Consider the following 17,582-nt stretch of genomic DNA (forward strand, 5'->3'; position numbering starts at 1 on the left):
CTGATGTAATGTGATATCAGAAAAACTGATAAACGACTGTATGAATAGTACTGGTTTTTTGTGTTATGTCTATTTTATTTTACGTGCTGAGCGTATGAATTAAGTTCTGTATTCGTGCCACCCGTTCGGTCACTGATGGAATTTGTGCCTGGATTTTCAGGCGATCAGGGCCAGACAGAACATATTCACGATTACTCTGGATTAGTTGGATAATCCTGACGGGGTCGATGGGTGGATTCGGTATGAAATGAATCTGAATATGATCTGTGCTGGCATCAATACGTATAATGCCCAGCGGCTTAGCTGCAATACGCAGGCGATGACAATTTAACAATGCCTTGGCCGGATCAGGGAATAGGCCAAAGCGATCGATTAATTCGCGTTGCATGTCATCGAGTTGCTCATCATCGACACAATTTGCCATTCGTTTATATAAGACCAAACGTTCATGTACGTCATGACAGTAATTATCGGGCAGTAGCGCAGGAACATGCAAATTAATCTCGGTTGCGACACCCAGCGGATGCTGTATGTCGGGTTCCTGTCCTGCTTGCAATGATTTAATGGCAGAATCGAGCATAGTACTGTAAAGATGGAAGCCCACTTCCTGCATTTCTCCGCTTTGGGATTCACTGAGTACTGACCCGGCGCCGCGAATTTCCAAATCGTGCATGGCCAGAAAGAATCCTGAACCCAGTTCTTCCATGGTTTGAATGGCCTCGAGTCGTTTTTTGGCTTGTGCGCCCAGTGCCTCTTCTTCGGGTGTTAGAAGGTATGCGTATGCCTGATGGTGAGAACGACCGACTCGACCTCGCAGCTGATGTAATTGAGCCAGGCCAAATTTATTGGCCTGATTGATGATAATGGTGTTAGCGCTGGGGATATCAATACCGGTTTCAATGATCGTGGTGCACAATAGAATACTAAAGCGTTGTTGATAAAAATCCCGCATTACATGTTCCAGTTCACGTTCACGCATTTGCCCGTGCGCGACATTGATACGTGCTTCTGGTAACAGTTGAGTCAGTTTCTCATACATGAGTTGAATCGTATTGACTTCATTATGTAAGAAATAAATTTGTCCCCCGCGCTTTAATTCACGTAAACAGGCTTCACGAATAGTCCCCATCGAAAAGCGGTTGACAAAAGTTTTGATGGCGAGTCGGCGTTGTGGTGCTGTGGCAATCACAGAGAAATCCCGTAAACCTTCCAGTGACATGGCTAATGTGCGGGGAATCGGTGTGGCGGTGAGCGTGAGAATATCCACTTCTGAGCGGAATTTTTTTAACTGCTCCTTTTGACGCACACCAAACCGATGTTCTTCGTCAATAATGAGCAAACCCAGATTCTTGAACTTGACACTTTTCTGAATCAACTTATGGGTGCCAATGATAATATCAATTTCTCCCTTAGCCAGTTCTGCTAGTGCCTGGGTTTGTTCTTTGGCTGAACGAAAGCGTGAGAGCTCTGTAATTTTTATCGGCCACTGATCTGCAATCAGACTAAAGCGATCGGAGAAATTTTGAAAATGCTGTTCAGCCAGGAGCGTAGTTGGAACTAGCACGGCTACTTGTTTGCCATCTGCAGCAGCCATAAAAGCTGCGCGCAATGCGACCTCCGTTTTACCGAATCCCACGTCGCCGCAGATTAGGCGATCCATGGGTTTGTCTGATGTCAGATCAGCGATTACCGCCTTGATCGCTGCGGCTTGATCCGCTGTTTCTTCAAAGCCAAAGCCTTCAGTAAAAGCATCGTAATCATGCTGACTGAAGCCAAAGGCGTGCCCTTTGCGGGTAGCTCGTTGAGCATAAAGATTGAGTAGTTCGGCTGCCGTATCGCGAACTTGCTGCATGGCCTTGCGTTTGGCTTTATCCCATTGGTTGCTGCCTAATTTATGCAGTGGCGCAGACTCAGGAGAAGCGCCGCTATATCGTCCGATCAGGGATAGTTGTGAAACGGGCACATATAACTTATCTCCGCCATGGTATTCTAAAATGAGAAATTCACTGAGTGCGCCATTGTCTCCTTCTCCCATATCCATGCTGACCAGACCCAAATAACGGCCGATGCCGTGCTGTTCATGTACGACTGGATCACCGGGTTTGATTTCGGATAGATCACGTAACAGGGTATCTGTCGACGTTGTTTTGCGAGATTCGCGCTCACGTCGTCCATGTAGATGCGTGGCGTACAGCTCGCTTTCGGTTATAAAAGCAATCTGCGCTTGATCAAGGATAAAGCCGTTATGCAGTGGCGCAACACTCAGCATAAAAGGCTGTGTGCTGGCCAGGAATTGCGTGTAATCAGCACAATTATCTGGGTATAAATGATGCTGGTTCAGGTATTCAGCGATTAATTCACGCCGCCCCATGCTTTCCGCTAACAATAGAATTCGCCCATTAGACTGAGTAAACGCAGCCATAAATGCAGCGAGTTTTTCTAAAGGATTATCAGCATGCCGATTAACCTGAATAGAAGGCAGTGGACGGATTATTTTTTCCGCAATACATTTTATATCCTGTGCTTGTGGATCAGACAGCATTTCAATGCGTGCATAAGGCTTTAATTTGCTGAAAAAGAGATCACTAGGAAGAAACAAGGTTTCTGGTGGTAATAATGGACGATCGCTATCACCCCGAAGTAACTGATAGCGTGATTGAGTATCCTGCCAGAAATCTTTTATTACCGGCCGGATATCCTGGTGCAAACAAATCAGCGTATCTTGTGGTAAATAGTCAAATACGGTGGCTGTCTGTTCATAAAACAGGGGGAGATAGTATTCAATCCCTGCGGACGCCGTCCCTTTACTAACATCCTTGTATATGCGGCTCTTTGATGGATCGCCCTCAAATTGTTCACGGAATTTACTACGAAAACAAGTGCGTCCAGCCTCATCCAGAGGAAACTCGCGGGCGGGCAGTAACCGTATTTCATTAACAGGATAGATGCTGCGTTGTGTATCCGCATCAAAAGTGCGTATCGTTTCTATTTCGTTATCCAGTAAATCGATGCGGTAGGGCAGCGGGCTACCCATGGGGAATAGATCGATGAGTCCACCGCGAACACTATACTCTCCCGGTGAAAGTACCTGTGTGACGTGCGAATAGCCGCCCAGTGTTAACTGGCTGCGGAGTCCATCTAAATCGAGCTGGTCGCCCTGTTTCAGAAAAAAGATATATGCCGCAAGATATGCCGGCGGTAATACGCGGTACAGTGCGGTGGTGAGTGGCATGATCAGGACATCGCAATTTCCGCTCATGACCTGATAGAACGTAGCGAGCCGCTCTGAAATCAGATCCTGATGGGGAGAAAACGTATCGTAAGGCAGCGTTTCCCAATCGGGTAATAGGTGGATTCTTAGATCCGCTGCAAAGAAAGGAATTTCTTCCAGCAATCTTTGCGCATCCAGTGCATTTGCTGTAATGATAGTGATCGGTTTCGCCTGTTGTGCCAATTGGGCAAGTGCCAGCGAATCACTGGAGCCATCAAATCCAGCATAACGTGAAATGGCGCCGGGAGCAGGAGGTATAAGCTTTAATTGCATTGCGTGGCATATCGGTCATGGGAAACAATATCACTGACCGTGTAATATGACTGTTGGATTGTAGAAAGCGAGTATTATATGATAGTTCTCACCCGAAATTCTCCGTTCCGACTATGCAGCGGGAATTGACGTGAGCCGCGTCATTTTATGCATGATGCTTATTTTTATCAAGATCTTCGAAAAACCGGACCTTCAGACAAGGGAGGTAAGGAGACGATTCTGGTTTTCCGTCTTGGGCGGTTTTCACATTAAGTCGTGCTGCTGTGCTATGCGGTATGAGCGACTCTGGCCGATTAGCGTGATTAACTGGGTTTTACGTTCCGCTGCGCCCTGGATCCCGAAATGGCGGTGCACCTTATAAAATGACCCAGCTAAATCAGGATTGGCTATGGCGTCAATAGGGAGACAGGAAACAAACATTAGTGATTTATGCAAAGAAACTGGGATCACACCAAACGCTTTATCGACATATTTCCCCAGATGGATCTTTGCGAGTAGACGGCGAGAAGCTACTGAAAAAAGCTTAACGGCGGTTATATTCCGAATTTTGTATCGACTTCGTTATGATTTATTCAACAACGCCTCGTAAAAGCGCAGGGCCTATCAACTTTACGTTAGGCGCTCGAATAGCCTTTTTGTTTCGAATTTTTAACATACTGCAGAGATCAATAATGAAAAAATTAATCATGTGTTTTGCTTTCTATCTCGTGTCATTTTCATCGGTTTCATATGCTGATGAGGAAGCATTATCTTATATTGCTAATGTAGGCACCCAGTCAAACTTACAAGACCTGGAGAGAGTACAGCAAGATTTAGTTGCGCCGCCCTTTTTACCGAAGCATCAACAAGCTTATTCCGGGAAGCCTAGAATCATCGAAATGGAAATGGTGATTGAGGAAAAAGAAATAGAAATTGAACCCAATGTTTTTGTTCAAGCGATGACTTTTAATGGTACTAATCCTGGCCCAATGATGGTGGTGCATGAGGGTGACTATGTTGAGTTAACGCTTAAAAACCCTAGCACAAACATGCTCTTACATAATATTGATTTTCATGCCTCAACGGGGGCACTAGGCGGTGGTGCGTTAACCAAGGTGTCGCCAGGAGAGCAAGTCACATTGCGCTTTAAAGCTGAGATGCCGGGCACTTATGTTTATCACTGTGCGCCAGGAGGATTTATGACTCCTTATCATGTTGTTTCAGGTATGTATGGTGCGCTCATGATATTACCAAAAGATGGCTTAAAAGATCATAAGGGAAATAAGATTGTTTATGATAGGGCTTATTATATTGGTGAACAGGGCTGGTACATTCCAAAGGACAAAAATGGAAACTACAAACGATATTCAAATGCAGTAGAGCCTTATACTGATACTTTAACCGTTATGCGCGGGCTCGTTCCGACACATGTAACTTACAACGGGAAAAAAGGTGCTTTAACTGGCGAAAATGCAATGAAGGCCACGGTTGGTGAAACTGTCTTGTTTATTCATTCGCAAGCTAATGAAGATTCTCGTATCCATTTAATAGGGGGACATGGCGATTTAGTCTGGCCTGGCGGCTCTTTTATGAATACACCCACGGTTGACAGAGAAACCTGGCATGTCAATGGCGGTGAAGCAGTGGCCGCTATTTACACATTTAAGCAGCCAGGTCTTTATGCTTATCTCAATCATGATTTGATTCAAGCATTTATGCTTGGCGGCGAAGCTCATGTGGAAGTAAAGGGCAAATGGAATAATGATTTAATGGAGCAAGTTTCAAAGCCCGGTCCTATTAAAACTAATTGATACGCCTAAATAATGTAATTATGAAATGTTTGTCCGGAGAGCAATACATACCGCCGTTTTATCTGCTGGTAGATCGCAGTTATGACAGCAATGCAATGCTTGAACAGGCAAGGAGGCAGGGTATGGGAATCGTAATCTCCTCAAAGAGAAACCGTACAGCACGAAGGTCTTACGACAAAGAGCGCTATCAATTACGACATCTGGTTAAAAATGCTTTCCTCCATCTCAAGTGTTGGCACGGCATTGCCACAAGATACGCCGAAAATACCGCTTCATTCCTTGCCGCTGTGCAAATCAGATGTATTGCTCTCCGGACAAACATCTCATGATTAGATTATCTGATTAGATTATTCAGGTGTAATGCGATGACTTGTGCTTTTATAAATCGAATAGGGGGCCTTAAGAGAGTTGTCTTTCAGGGGAATGAGATAGCCGTCGAATTATTTGTCGTGGCGACCATTCTATTTTTGTTTACAAGTTGCGCCCAGCCCCCGCGTCATCTTTCTCCAAGTTCTCCTATTGATCTGAAAACAGCGAAATCAGTCCCGGTTGGAGAGGCCATTATTTTTGGACGTGTTAATGTTGTCACTAATGATGAATCCTTTATTTGGGATGAACCCTTGTGGGACAAATTTCATTTGTATCTGATGTCCGATTCGGATTCAGAACCAGTTGTCTATACCTTGGCTCACGATGGCACTTTCAGTTGGCATTTGCCGCCCGGGGATTATACGATCACGAGTTTTAAGTGGATGCGAGGGAATCATTATTTGATTCGGCCTGTCTTTGCGAATTTCTCGGTTTCTGAACAATTAGAACCTGCTTATATAGGTGAGCTCGTAATTAAGTTCATGCAAACAGGCGCTCGTGCGTATTCTAAAAAAACCTGGAAATTGCCACGAGCCTTTCCTGAAATGCAGGTTGTTGATAATGATCGATACGGGCTTCACCAACAACAAATCAATATTCCTGGGGCCAAAGGAGCGGCCAAAAAGAGATTGATGCGGCTGGAGAAGAAGCAATGAAGCGCTGGTGGCTGATGCTTCTGAGTGTTTTTTGGATTAGTGGCTGTGTTGGTTACGGTGGAACATTAAACGAGACCGTTTTCGCAGTTTATCCACCAACTCAAGCATCGGGGTATGGGTCTGTGTTTGTAACGGACGAGTCATATTCTCCACCTGTAGTTGATAGTCTGAGACCCACATTGCGCTGGAGTCCAATAGATGAGCCGATAGAAACCGACAAATATGATATCGCGATTCACGAAACCTACCAAAATAGCCCTTTAACGTGGGCGATAGGACCGGAAGTTTATTATCGCCAGGGACTTCAGGCATTAGAACACACACTGGAAATTCAACTTAAATCAAGCCAGGCATATTACTGGGCCGTGAGAATTCGACGTGACGAGAAGCCAGCGAGCAAGTGGTCCAGTTTTATCCTTTTGAGGGGTTGCACGTTCATCGGGTCGGGCTGCATAACCGAGGATTTGCCTTTTTTTCTTTTTGTTACACCAGATAAATAAAGTGCTCATCAACAGATTCCTCCTGAGAATTGGAGTGAATACAAAACGATTACTATATCTTATCAATCCATCTGTCATCGTTTATGGAACTGTCTCGTAATATATGATTTATTCGTTTTTAACTATACAACCGATTAATTATTAACAAATAGATGCGATAAGTATCTCAATTTTGGGTTATTTCGGGACAGGCTCATAGAGTCCACTACTGCCCGCGATATCTGACAGCCAGGCGGCAAAGGATAGTACAACGACGTAGAGTAGATCAAAGCTTGTTGCAGTATGAATCTCAAAAAAAGTGTCAGGTCTTGTTATATAACATCCATGCTGCTTCTTCTCTATATTTTTGGTTGTTGCTTACATTAATGCAAGACGTGATCCTTGTGTGTTCATCATACTATTGGATCTAAAGACTTTGCTATAATGAAAGCTAAATCTACCAAATGCTATAAAAATTAATGAAAAATCATGATACTTGCCTTAATAGATGTTATTTTTGACGCAATATATTGTGTCATTTCGGACGCCTAGTTCTAGTTAGGCCTCGCAAGCACGGCTGAGGTACTCCACAGCTGATGTGCGTTGTGATGCGTGGTTAACGCAGCTACGATTGGTCCTGGTTGTGCAACCCCCCAACCGCTAGGAGAGACACATGTTCAAACCAGACACCTGCTGCACCTTGGTCCCGTATTTCGAAGTACAGGAAAGTCAGCTTCCAGAATTCAAGGCTCTTGGTTCTCAGTTCGTCACCCGGACACAGGCTGAGCCCGGATGCATGCACTATGCATTCTCGTTTAATGGGAGCATCGCCCACTGTCGAGAGGGTTACGAGAATGCAGAAGCCGTCCTTGCCCACCTGGAGAATGTTAGCGTTTTGCTTGATGAAGCCCTTAAGATTGCGAAAATTATCCGGCTCGAGGTGCATGCGCCGACGTCTGAAGTCGTGAAGCTTCGGGAACCCCTGGCATCTTTGAATCCACAGTTCTTTGTTCTAGAAGAGGGCATCCGCAGAGCGAGCGAGGCTTAACCCTTCGTTCAAGCGGACCTGCAACGGCGTGCCGCTTAACTCAAACGTTAGACAGATCAGCTTGCTGAGGGCGAAACAGAACAATTCCAGGAGGGGGTCATGAAAAATGTGACGAGAGTTGTTGTCTTCCTATATCTCGTTTTGTCGGCTGGATGCGCTACGCTAAAAACGGAAGAACATGAATACCTGTACTTTGAATTTGAACCTGGTTGGAAGGCTGGGCACAACACCGAGATAGCTAACCAGTATTCTTTCACAGAGTTTATACGTGAAGGAGACGATATCAATAACTGGCGGGAACTGGTTACTATACAAAACTTTAATCGTAAGTCATGGCAGGGTGGTGATTCTCCAGAAGACTCGCTTAATGGTTTGAAAGCGATAAGGGAAAAGCAATGCCCCGGTGTAACAAAATGGAATGTAATTGAGAAGAATGAAAACAGCATTTTGTATGAATGGCAGGCAAGGCCTTGCCTGAGCTGGCCCAGTCAGCATGAAATAGCAAAGATAATATATGGAAAGTATAATCGGTTCATTGTTCATTACGTCGCTAAGGTGTACGAATTGTCGCCAGATACGCGAGCTAAATGGATACAAAGATTTACGGAGTCTAAGACTATTTTGCGCAGGCAGTAGAAATATGGGAAGGTGCGTTCGACGATCCGTCGTTTCGGCAGGACGACGAAGCCTTTGACCTGATCGGAACGTTTGACGATTTCGATGGGTCTGGGACTGTTGCTCTGGGCTATGGGTCCGGCGTAAGCGCCATCGGCGACAACCTTTTCGATAAATGGAAATCGTCCCGTGATTTTATCCAGCGCCAGAATCGCGCCGTCTCGATCCTGTATTCCGGCGGAGTGGACATCGGCTTTCAGGATCATACCCAAAATATCGACGACAATATGGCGTTTGCGGCCTTTGACATTCTTGCCCGCATCAAAGCCGATATCGCCCCGCGCGTCGGGACCGGTCTTGACGGATTGCGCGTCGATGGTCGCCAGCGTCGGGCTTTCTTTCCGCCCTTCCAGATCACGAATGGAACGGTACAGGGTATCGTGAATGTGGTTCCATGTCCCGTCCCTTATCCAGCCCCGAAAATATCGGTAAACCGTCTGCCACGGCGGAAAATCACCGGGAAGCATGTCCCATTGGCAGCCTGATTGCAAAAGGTAGAAAATAGCGTTCATCCCAGATTTTCCATTAGGAATTTCCCAATAACGAAAAACTAATGGAATGAATAGCCTACATCAAAACAATCAGGAAGAAAAACTTGCAAATTAAAGCAACCATAATTTAGAGAATTCCAAATGTATTCAATAGGTTCTCCTAATGGAAAATTTGGGTTCATGACCGAGCGAAGGCAGGTGGTACGCGGGCGACCGGTTTTTGCAGGGGGTGGAAAATACGGTTTTATCTTCTCCCATTCCGCATCCCTCATGTTACTTGCATATTCCTTGCGGCCTCGCACATAATCCTTGCGGGTGAAGGATGTTCATACCATTTGATCCTCCTTGTAAAGATTCAACAACTCTACTAGTGAATCAAAGGATTAGCCCTCACTCAACCCTGGGGCAGGAATTTTGAAACAGACTCTTAAATTAATTTAGGCATTTTCCTTATAGCATTTTAATTCCGGAAGCTTATTATTATTAATTTGTCTCGGAGATTTAATATGTTTAACGATTAATTTACTTCAAGGTCCGAATTACAGGGCCTTGTTGTGCCATCGTGGAATTTAATAATAATACTAATTTGGTGAGAGAATATATTAATGAAAAAAATATCCGGTTTACTTTTAGAACGCTCGGTGACAAAAGGATTTTTTTATCTGGTGGCTGCAGCATGTTGGTTGGTATTTGGTTCAGCAACATACGCACAGACCATGCAACCACGTCTGTGGATTACCGACGATTTTACTCGTAGTGCTTATGAGGTGACTCTTAACGGCGAACTGTTGTCATCGTTTCCGATTGAAACTACATTAGGTGCCCCTTCTGAAATTGATTTCAACCGACGAGATGGAACCCTGTGGATCGTCAGCGAGAATCCTGGCCGTCTCATTAACTTCAGTACCACGGGCGACCAGCTTGGCGAGCCGATATTAGCCGCGAGCTTTGGCACTAAAGGGACTGAAGGGGTTGCTGTTGCCATTGATGGATTCGCTGATGTGCTTTGGGTGGTGGATGACCCCGTTCCAGGCTCTGGTCCGACGCCGACGGTCTTCGAGGTAGAAAAAAACGGCACTGTAGTCAGTCGGTTTGCAACTGCGAAGTATGATCCTGCATCAATTAGCCCCCAGGGTATCGCGATTGACCCGTTCGACGGTACGCTCTGGATTGTCGACAACAGTACGGATACCATTTACAACATCGAGCGCACCGGCGAACTGATACAGTCACTGCCGCTGGGAGCGGACACGTCGTTCGATAATCTGCAAGGCATTACCGTGTCTACGTCAGACGGTTCCTTGTGGGTGTCGGACCGGGGTAGCGATAGGATTTACAATCTCAGCCGTACTACCGGGGCAGAGATTTTTTCTTTTTCGACCAGTAGTTATGACCCGGCTTCGGAGAACGCCACAGGCATCGCGTATCAACCCAGCGTAACAGGTATTGTCGAGATGGTCAGTGTGCTGGCATTTAACAAAGCAAAATTTAAGTTAGAGAAGGGAGCGATTATAAACGGTGACGTCGGCATTGCGGAGAATTCAGAAGCCGATCTTAAGGATGGTGAGATTACCGGTACGCTTTTCATCGACCCTGACGCCAAAAAAATTAAACTGGATAAAAAGGTGCCAATTCTCGGCGGCTCCGTCATGGCGGATCTTTCGCGAATGGTAGCACATGTGGTGCAGGCTGCGAAGATGACGGGAGATCTAAAGCCTACTCAAGAATTTGGTGAGATCAAAGAATCGACCACAATATTCGGCGATTCTGGTCTTAATGTGATTCAGGTAAAAAAGATCAAACTGAAAGATAATACGCTGACTTTGGTGGGCGATGCGCAATCCGAGTTCGTATTTAACGTTACTAGCGAAATGGCAATTGAAAAGGGCTCAGTTATCGTACTGCAGGGCGGGGTTACGCCGAACCAAGTGATCTTTAATCTGCTGGGTAAGGATAAGCTGAAAATAAAAGATGACAGTATCGCACGTGGGACTTTCTTAGTGCTCGATGGTGAAGCGGAAATAGAAAAAAACAGCCTGATTGAAGGCGCTATTTTTGTCGGAAAGGAACTAAAGATCTCCGATTCCGAACTGGTCGGCGCTCAATAATTAGCTATGTCGGGTCGATCGGCACTAGCGAGTGCCGATCCTTGATCTGACCCAATCAATAGCAATTAATGGGATCAGACTTTAATGCTGCTTACTGAGGAGGCAGTTTATTGTCTGCAATAAGACAGAGTTATTTGCGAAGTTTGGCATGGCCAAGTAAAACTGTATACCCCAGTTAAGCGACTTTTATCATTTTTGCGGCTTCTGCTTCATATTGATTTGGACTTTTGTATCCCAGATATGAATGTAGTCGGTAACTATTGTAGAACATGGAAATATACTGCAATATATCCTGCTGTGCTTCATAACGGGTCTGATAACTTTTCCATTGGACACGTTCCTGTTTTAGGCTGCCAAAGAAACTTTCTGCAACCGCATTGACGCTCCTATGTCAAATAATTGGTGCCGCATCTGACAAATCTGCGAGAATAAGCGGATACAGCTCGCGAACAATGTATCGCTTCAGGCAACGTTGAATTTCCTTATTTGACATCCCTTGAGCAGCACGTCGATTCACATAGGCTTGAGACCTTTGCAAAAGTCTCAGAAAGTTTCCTTTGCGGGTGCGACGCACGACATCAAAATCTGAGAAGCTCGCAATGCACACTCATCTCGTTGATTAAAAATAATATTTTACCACAAAGAGCAGTCAAATGTGCCGCCTGCCGTGCAAAGGTCTCATGGTTCGATTCATCGATCTGAACGGTGGCGTCGAAGGTAAAGAAGGATTCGTAGTACTGGCTTGTCAACAGGACGCGTTGAGCAAAGGCGTGAGAGGCATGTTTGGCGGATACGCTCCACTGATTTCATCGCGCTAACCGATGGTGCGAATATTCGGCTTGGTAAATTTGATTTGGTTGCAAAGAATAGCGCTTGATATTTTGCGATAACTTTTCCATTTTAGTTGAAAAGTAATAGTGCCAACCCTATGCCAATGCCTGTCGCAATCATACCGAAAGTGCATTGTCTGGCCAGTAACGGATTACCCATGAAAAATATCAATCCCAACTTAAAACCCATATTGGATAATATGCCTATAGAAATGGCGGTGACTGTTTCAGTGGCTTCTAGTTTGTCCAATCCGAACAGGCGCAGGCTTGTCAGCGTAATGGCGTCTACGTCAGTCATTCCGGAAATCAACGCGACCATATAGAGTCCACTACTACCCGCGATATCTGACAGCCAGGCGGCAAAAGACAGTACAACGGCGTAGAGTAGACCAAAACTTGTTGCAGTATGAATCTCGGTTGGGTTATTGATTTCTGGTATGGGTATTGTATTTTGTTGATTTAATTTATACCACCAGTAAACGGTTATCCCCAATCCGAAGATCAGGCCACAGCCGAGCACCGGTAATAGCACGGGCAATATGGCCGGAGAGACAACTGCGCTGACCAGCGCCAGCCGGATAAGTACCATGAGATTGGCAATGAGGATAACGACAACGGCAAGCTGAACAAAGTCCTGTTTATATTTGCTGCGACGTGAATACACCAGGGTTGTGGCCGTGCTGGAGACGAGTCCGCCGAATAGGCCCAATAGTACGGCCCCATAACGTTGGCCGAAGAGCCTTAATGCAATGTAGCCAGCCAGACTGACGCCAGAGATCAGTACAACCATGAGCCAGATATGATAAGGATTAATGGCCTGGTAAGGGCCATAGCTTTTGTCGGGTAATATGGGCAGGATAATAAAAGTAAGGACGGAGAACTGGAGAATGGAAACCACATCCCGCCGCTCAATGTTTTGGCTAATTCCGTGCAGCTCGGTTTTAAAATACAACAGGGTGGCCGTGATAATCGCCAGCATAATGGCCAGCGTGGTATCGCCATACCAGATTGTTGCACCTAATCCATAACACATGATAATGGCTGCTACGGTTGTCGTACCTGGATCATTGATTTCATCTTTTGCATGAAAGTAAGCGGCGATGGTCATCAAGCCCACAATGAGTAAACCTCCCAGCAATAACGATGGGGCATCGGTTTTCTCGGATAACATGGCGGCCAGTGTGCCGAATAATGCAACCAGGGAAAAGGTACGCAGGCCGGCTTTAGCGGCTGGATTACGTTCGCGCACCAGGCCAATTAGAAGACCAATTGCGAGGCTGGTAGCGAATTGAGGTAATGACTCCAGGCCTCCACCCTGCAAGAAGTCAATGTTCACTGTGTTGTTGGCCAGCGCTCAGATTGAGACCAGTGATCGATTTGAATCTGTAGGGTGGTGTTACCCCTGAACTGGTTTATTTGTAATCGATAGACTGCGTCAATGATTTCTGGCAGCGGATCGCTGTGGGCAAATAAAATAGCGTCATAGAGATCACTGGATTGCACAGAGGTCTGAAATTGTTCTTCTTCGAGGCTGCATTTTCTAAGTTTTAATTTCAGGTGTTTTTCACCGACGATGCGTTGTTCTTCCACATAAAAAGATGCATTGAATGTTGGCGGGGGGAAACCTTGCCCCCATACTTGTTGTGTCAGAGTATGCGCCAGTTCCAAGCAGATTTCGGTCTCATCGAGTTGGCCGTCGGTTTCGATAACGCGTGTCAGGTCGGCCGGCGTGAGTAACGCCTGTGCGGCTTGTTCGAAAGCCTCGCGGAATTGTTCAAAATTATCGCTATTGATGGTCAAGCCAGCTGCTGCTGCATGCCCGCCAAACTTGAGTATCAACTCGGGATGGCGTTTGGAAACCAGATCTAATGCATCACGTAAATGGAATCCGCCAATCGAACGCCCTGAGCCTTTGAGCTCACCCCCATTGCCGGGTGCGAAAGTGATGACTGGACGATGAAACTGATCTTTGATGCGGGATGCCAGTATTCCGATGACGCCCTGATGCCATTCCGGATCAAACAGACAGAGACTGTACGATGTGTCTATGTTCGCATGCTGTTTTTCGATAATGGCTGCAAGCATCTGCAGTGCGCTTTCCTGCATGTCAGATTCAATTTCACGGCGCTGGCTATTGAGTTCATCGAGTTGTTGTGCCAGATGCGTGGCGTGTGTTTCATCATCGGTAATGAGGCATTCGATACCCAGGGACATATCGTCTAGCCGCCCGGCGGCGTTCAGTCTGGGACCCAGCACAAAACCCAGTTCGTAGGCAGATGTTTGATGATAATCCCGTCGTGTTATTTTTAACAGGGCGTTAATGCCCGCACAGGCGCGGCCTTTTCGAATACGTTGCAAACCTTGCTGTACCAGGATGCGATTATTATCATCGAGTTTGACCACATCGGCGACCGTTCCCAGGGCGACCAAATCCAATAAACTGGCCAGGTTAGGTTCTTTTATGGCTCCGGATTGATGGCTTGTATTGTGTGTTGAGGTCGTCATGAATACGCCGCGCTTGCGTAGCTCTGCGCGTAGTGCCAGCATTAAATAGAAAATGACGCCGACACCGGCTATATTTTTACTGGGAAAATGACAGCCCGGTTGATTAGGATTCATAATCGCGGCTGCGTCCGGTAATTCGTCTCCTGGCAGGTGATGGTCGGTAACAAATACCTGCATGCCTAACTGATTGGCTGTGCGCACGCCCGCTATGCTGGCGATGCCATTATCAACGGTGATGAGAATATCGGGTTGTTTGGTCGTATGAGCCAGCTGCACAATCTCAGGTGTTAATCCATAGCCATATTCAAAACGATTTGGAACCAGATAGTCAACGGTGGCACCCAGTTTTCGTAACACACGCATTCCGACAGTACAAGCCGTTGCGCCGTCAGAGTCGTAGTCGGCTATAATTAATAGCCGTTTTTTTGCGAGAATGGCATCAGCGAGTGATGCGGCCATTGGAATAATATTCTTAAATTGATCAAATGGAAGCAAGCACGATAGCTCTGTTTCAAGTTGGTGCGTTTCTTCAATTCCCCGCGCTGCGTAGATGCGGGCTAATACAGGCGGCAGTCCGGATTGGCTAAGTATATTAAAAGCTTGTGAAGAATAATTGCGGACAGTAATTTTAGCCATGTATCAGGATAAATATTATCTTAAGTCTTGGATGGCTTATCCATTGAATTAGCATCGTTTCAGGTAGTGAGCAGTCTTATGAGTTTGCAACAATTTTTTCAACTTTCAGTATATGTAATCTACGACTATCAGCGCGTAATACGGTAAATTTAAAGTGACCGATAACAACAGATTCGCCGCGATCTGGTAAGCGGCCAAATTCCTTCAGTACCAACCCGCCAATGGTATCGCAGTCTCCATTACTAAAGTTTGCATTCAGTACATCATTGAAATTGTCTATTTCGGTAATGGCTTTGACGCGATAGTGATTATCTGATTCCAGCACGATATTATCTTCTTCCTCATCAAAATCATATTCATCCTCAATGTCACCAACAATCTGCTCAAGTACATCTTCAATGGTGACGAGGCCGGCTACGCCGCCATATTCATCAACGACAATAGCGATATGGTTGCGGTTACTGCGGAAATCCTTGAGCAGGATATTAAGCCGCTTGGATTCCGGAATAAATACGGCGGGACGTAACATATCGCGGATATCAAATTCCTCTTCTCCCGCATAATAACGGAGTAAATCTTTTGCCAGCAAGATGCCAATGATGTGGTCTTTACTGCCCTCGATCACGGGAAAACGTGAATGTGCTGTCTCGATCACAAACGGAATAAACTTGTCGGGCGTTTCGCTGATATCAATGACGCCCATTTGCGCGCGCGGTATCATGATGTCACGTGCCTGCATTTCAGAAACCTGCATGACTCCTTCGATCATGCTGAGCGCATCAGAATCAAGCAGATTACGCTCAAAGGCGGAATGTAATAATGTAATTAATTGTTCGCGATCTTCTGGCTTGCGCAAGAGCAGTGTACTAAGACGCTCCAGCCATCCAGATTTAGGTGCGGGGTCATCCATATGGTATAAATACATCAAATTGTCTGTTAGAAAAAATAAAAAAAACTTTTTACTAAAAGCGACGGGGTTAATCTACTCAAATCTACTGCTCCTTATAAGGATTATCATAGCCAAGTTTGGTAATAATCTCAGTCTCAAGTTGTTCCATGATTGCTGCCTCGGTGTCGTTCTGATGGTCATAGCCTTGCAGGTGTAGCACGCCATGTACTGTGAGATGCGCATAATGTGCCGTTAAATTTTTGTGCTGTTGTTGCGCTTCCTGTTCAATGATTGCTGTGCATAGAACGATATCACCGGAGAGCGGTTGTGTGTCGTCATAGACAAAAGTCAAAACATTGGTCGCGCTATTTTTGCCCCGGAAATGATAGTTGAGATCGCACCCCTCACTTTCATCTACGATGCGTAGTGTAATTTCGGCCGCTTGCATCAGTGCCGCTTTGATCCATCTGCGGAATTGTTGCCGGGTTGGAATGTCTGCAATATTTGTGGCATATTGCACCGTTAGTTTGAGTTTTTTCTCCATAACCGTGTTTCATCAATCGTCCCGTTTCTGTTCATCATAGCTTTCATAGGCATTGACAATACGTTGTACCAGTGGATGTCTCACGACATCTTCAGATTTAAAATGAGTAAAGGCGATACCACGTACCTGATTGAGTACTTGCTTGGCTTCAACCAGACCACTTTTCTGATGCTTGGGTAGGTCGGTTTGTGTTATATCCCCTGTAATTACCGCCTTGGAGCCAAAGCCAATCCGCGTTAAAAACATCTTCATTTGTTCCGGCGTGGTATTTTGTGCTTCATCCAGGATAATAAATGACTGGTTCAGTGTGCGCCCACGCATAAAGGCCAGCGGGGCAATCTCAATCGTATTGCGATCAAATTGTTTGCTGGTTTTATCAAAGCCCATTAGATCGTACAGCGCATCATAGAGGGGGCGTAAATAGGGATCCACCTTTTGTGTCATATCACCTGGTAGAAATCCCAGGCGTTCTCCCGCTTCGACTGCTGGACGTACCAATATAAGGCGCGCCACCATATCGCGTTCCAAGGCATCTACTGCGCTGGCTACAGCAAGATAAGTCTTGCCGGTTCCGGCGGGACCAATGGCGAAAGTAATATCGTGTTCCTGGATTTGTTGTAGATATTGAGCTTGACGTGGCGTCCGACCATATAGATTACTGCGCCGGGTCATTAAGGCGGGCGCTGCTTTTGATGTCGCCAACGCGTCAGTATTAGTTGGGTCTGGTAAGTGATGCGGATTGATGGCCTGGATCAAACCCAATTGCACTTGTTCAATAGACAGATAGTGTTGTGATTGATTATAGAAATTACGCAAGACTTGTGCGGCCAGTTTAATTTGATCTGCCTGGCCAGATAAACTGAAATGCTCGCCTCGCCGCGCAATAGTGACATCTAGTGCGGTTTCAATTTGTTTGAGATTTTCGTCTAATGCACCGCATAGATTTGCAAGGCGCAGATTGTCAGCTGGCGTAAAAGAAATCTCGATGGGTTTTGATTTCAAGTATGTAGTGGAACTG

At 45.8% G+C, this 17,582-nt stretch carries 13 protein-coding genes and 2 pseudogenes; 7 read left to right on the forward strand and 8 right to left on the reverse strand.

From position 1 onward, the window contains the following. Positions 1 to 79: 79 nt before the first annotated feature. Positions 80 to 3,544 carry a transcription-repair coupling factor gene (mfd, locus tag BUQ89_RS03705; RefSeq protein WP_028460611.1) on the reverse strand — a complete coding sequence of 1,155 codons (3,465 nt, stop codon included), beginning with the start codon at positions 3,542 to 3,544 and terminating at the stop codon, positions 80 to 82. Between the two features lie 671 nt (positions 3,545 to 4,215). Here mfd and nirK point away from each other — a divergent pair. From nirK to BUQ89_RS03730, 5 genes and pseudogenes are all read left to right on the forward strand, one after another. After that, on the forward strand, positions 4,216 to 5,334 hold the full coding sequence (gene nirK, locus BUQ89_RS03710; protein ID WP_028460612.1) for a copper-containing nitrite reductase: 1,119 nt from the start codon (positions 4,216 to 4,218) through the stop codon (positions 5,332 to 5,334). A 59-nt stretch (positions 5,335 to 5,393) separates the two neighbouring features. Beyond that, a pseudogene (locus BUQ89_RS03715) lies at positions 5,394 to 5,663 on the forward strand (IS5/IS1182 family transposase); the annotation flags it as partial. A gap of 36 nt (positions 5,664 to 5,699) precedes the next feature. Continuing rightward, entirely contained in the window at positions 5,700 to 6,359 is a 660-nt protein-coding gene (locus tag BUQ89_RS03720) for a hypothetical protein (protein ID WP_028460613.1), read from the forward strand. Then, on the forward strand, positions 6,356 to 6,859 hold the full coding sequence (locus BUQ89_RS03725; RefSeq protein ID WP_028460614.1) for a hypothetical protein: 504 nt from the start codon (positions 6,356 to 6,358) through the stop codon (positions 6,857 to 6,859). The genes BUQ89_RS03720 and BUQ89_RS03725 overlap by 4 nt, the downstream gene beginning before the upstream one ends. Before the next feature lie 652 nt (positions 6,860 to 7,511). Further along, positions 7,512 to 7,886 (forward strand): putative quinol monooxygenase, encoded by a 375-nt coding sequence (locus BUQ89_RS03730; RefSeq protein WP_028460615.1) that lies wholly within the window; start codon positions 7,512 to 7,514, stop codon positions 7,884 to 7,886. 542 nt (positions 7,887 to 8,428) lie between these two features. Here BUQ89_RS03730 and BUQ89_RS03740 read toward each other — a convergent pair. Then, entirely contained in the window at positions 8,429 to 9,073 is a 645-nt protein-coding gene (locus BUQ89_RS03740) for an IS5 family transposase (protein ID WP_074202495.1), read from the reverse strand. 584 nt (positions 9,074 to 9,657) lie between these two features. Between BUQ89_RS03740 and BUQ89_RS03750 the strand changes: the two genes are divergently transcribed. After that, entirely contained in the window at positions 9,658 to 11,160 is a 1,503-nt protein-coding gene (locus tag BUQ89_RS03750; protein ID WP_028460618.1) for an NHL repeat-containing protein, read from the forward strand. A 175-nt stretch (positions 11,161 to 11,335) separates the two neighbouring features. Here the strand turns inward: BUQ89_RS03750 and BUQ89_RS13455 are convergent. Further along, positions 11,336 to 11,539 (reverse strand): annotated as a pseudogene (locus tag BUQ89_RS13455) (IS3 family transposase); the annotation flags it as partial. A 301-nt stretch (positions 11,540 to 11,840) separates the two neighbouring features. Between BUQ89_RS13455 and BUQ89_RS13675 the strand changes: the two are divergent. Continuing rightward, positions 11,841 to 11,978, forward strand: coding sequence for a hypothetical protein (locus BUQ89_RS13675; protein ID WP_178377639.1), 138 nt, complete (start codon positions 11,841 to 11,843; stop codon positions 11,976 to 11,978). An 82-nt stretch (positions 11,979 to 12,060) separates the two neighbouring features. Here the strand turns inward: BUQ89_RS13675 and BUQ89_RS03765 are convergent, their stop codons facing one another. The 5 genes from BUQ89_RS03765 to BUQ89_RS03785 all read right to left on the reverse strand — a co-directional run bounded on the left by BUQ89_RS03765 (position 12,061) and on the right by BUQ89_RS03785 (position 17,566). Next, positions 12,061 to 13,326 carry an MgtC/SapB family protein gene (locus BUQ89_RS03765; protein WP_028460619.1) on the reverse strand — a complete coding sequence of 422 codons (1,266 nt, stop codon included), beginning with the start codon at positions 13,324 to 13,326 and terminating at the stop codon, positions 12,061 to 12,063. Continuing rightward, positions 13,323 to 15,131 (reverse strand): single-stranded-DNA-specific exonuclease RecJ, encoded by a 1,809-nt coding sequence (recJ, locus tag BUQ89_RS03770; protein ID WP_028460620.1) that lies wholly within the window; start codon positions 15,129 to 15,131, stop codon positions 13,323 to 13,325. The genes BUQ89_RS03765 and recJ overlap by 4 nt, the downstream gene beginning before the upstream one ends. 76 nt (positions 15,132 to 15,207) lie before the next feature. Next, complete coding sequence (locus BUQ89_RS03775) at positions 15,208 to 16,041, reverse strand: CorC family transporter (RefSeq protein WP_028460621.1); 834 nt, start codon at positions 16,039 to 16,041, stop codon at positions 15,208 to 15,210. A gap of 82 nt (positions 16,042 to 16,123) precedes the next feature. Continuing rightward, the gene (ybeY, locus tag BUQ89_RS03780; RefSeq protein WP_028460622.1) at positions 16,124 to 16,564 is read right to left on the reverse strand and encodes an rRNA maturation RNase YbeY; all 441 of its coding nucleotides are present in this window, start codon (positions 16,562 to 16,564) and stop codon (positions 16,124 to 16,126) included. A 12-nt stretch (positions 16,565 to 16,576) separates the two neighbouring features. Beyond that, on the reverse strand, positions 16,577 to 17,566 hold the full coding sequence (locus tag BUQ89_RS03785) for a PhoH family protein (protein WP_083399484.1): 990 nt from the start codon (positions 17,564 to 17,566) through the stop codon (positions 16,577 to 16,579). Between the last annotated feature and the right edge of the window lie 16 nt (positions 17,567 to 17,582).

It is taken from the genome of Nitrosomonas cryotolerans ATCC 49181 (assembly GCF_900143275.1).
Taxonomy (GTDB): Bacteria; Pseudomonadota; Gammaproteobacteria; order Burkholderiales; family Nitrosomonadaceae; genus Nitrosomonas; species Nitrosomonas cryotolerans.

Coding starts and splice junctions, on each gene's coding strand:
- BUQ89_RS03730 (WP_028460615.1), top strand. CDS start 7,512: ATGTTCAAACCAGACACCTGCTGCACCTTGGTCCCGTATTTCGAAGTA.
- BUQ89_RS03720 (WP_028460613.1), top strand. CDS start 5,700: ATGACTTGTGCTTTTATAAATCGAATAGGGGGCCTTAAGAGAGTTGTC.
- recJ (WP_028460620.1), bottom strand. CDS start 15,131: ATGGCTAAAATTACTGTCCGCAATTATTCTTCACAAGCTTTTAATATA.
- BUQ89_RS13675 (WP_178377639.1), top strand. CDS start 11,841: ATGGTTCGATTCATCGATCTGAACGGTGGCGTCGAAGGTAAAGAAGGA.
- nirK (WP_028460612.1), top strand. CDS start 4,216: ATGAAAAAATTAATCATGTGTTTTGCTTTCTATCTCGTGTCATTTTCA.
- BUQ89_RS03750 (WP_028460618.1), top strand. CDS start 9,658: ATGAAAAAAATATCCGGTTTACTTTTAGAACGCTCGGTGACAAAAGGA.
- BUQ89_RS03725 (WP_028460614.1), top strand. CDS start 6,356: ATGAAGCGCTGGTGGCTGATGCTTCTGAGTGTTTTTTGGATTAGTGGC.
- ybeY (WP_028460622.1), bottom strand. CDS start 16,564: ATGGAGAAAAAACTCAAACTAACGGTGCAATATGCCACAAATATTGCA.
- BUQ89_RS03775 (WP_028460621.1), bottom strand. CDS start 16,041: ATGGATGACCCCGCACCTAAATCTGGATGGCTGGAGCGTCTTAGTACA.
- BUQ89_RS03740 (WP_074202495.1), bottom strand. CDS start 9,073: ATGAACGCTATTTTCTACCTTTTGCAATCAGGCTGCCAATGGGACATG.
- mfd (WP_028460611.1), bottom strand. CDS start 3,544: ATGCAATTAAAGCTTATACCTCCTGCTCCCGGCGCCATTTCACGTTAT.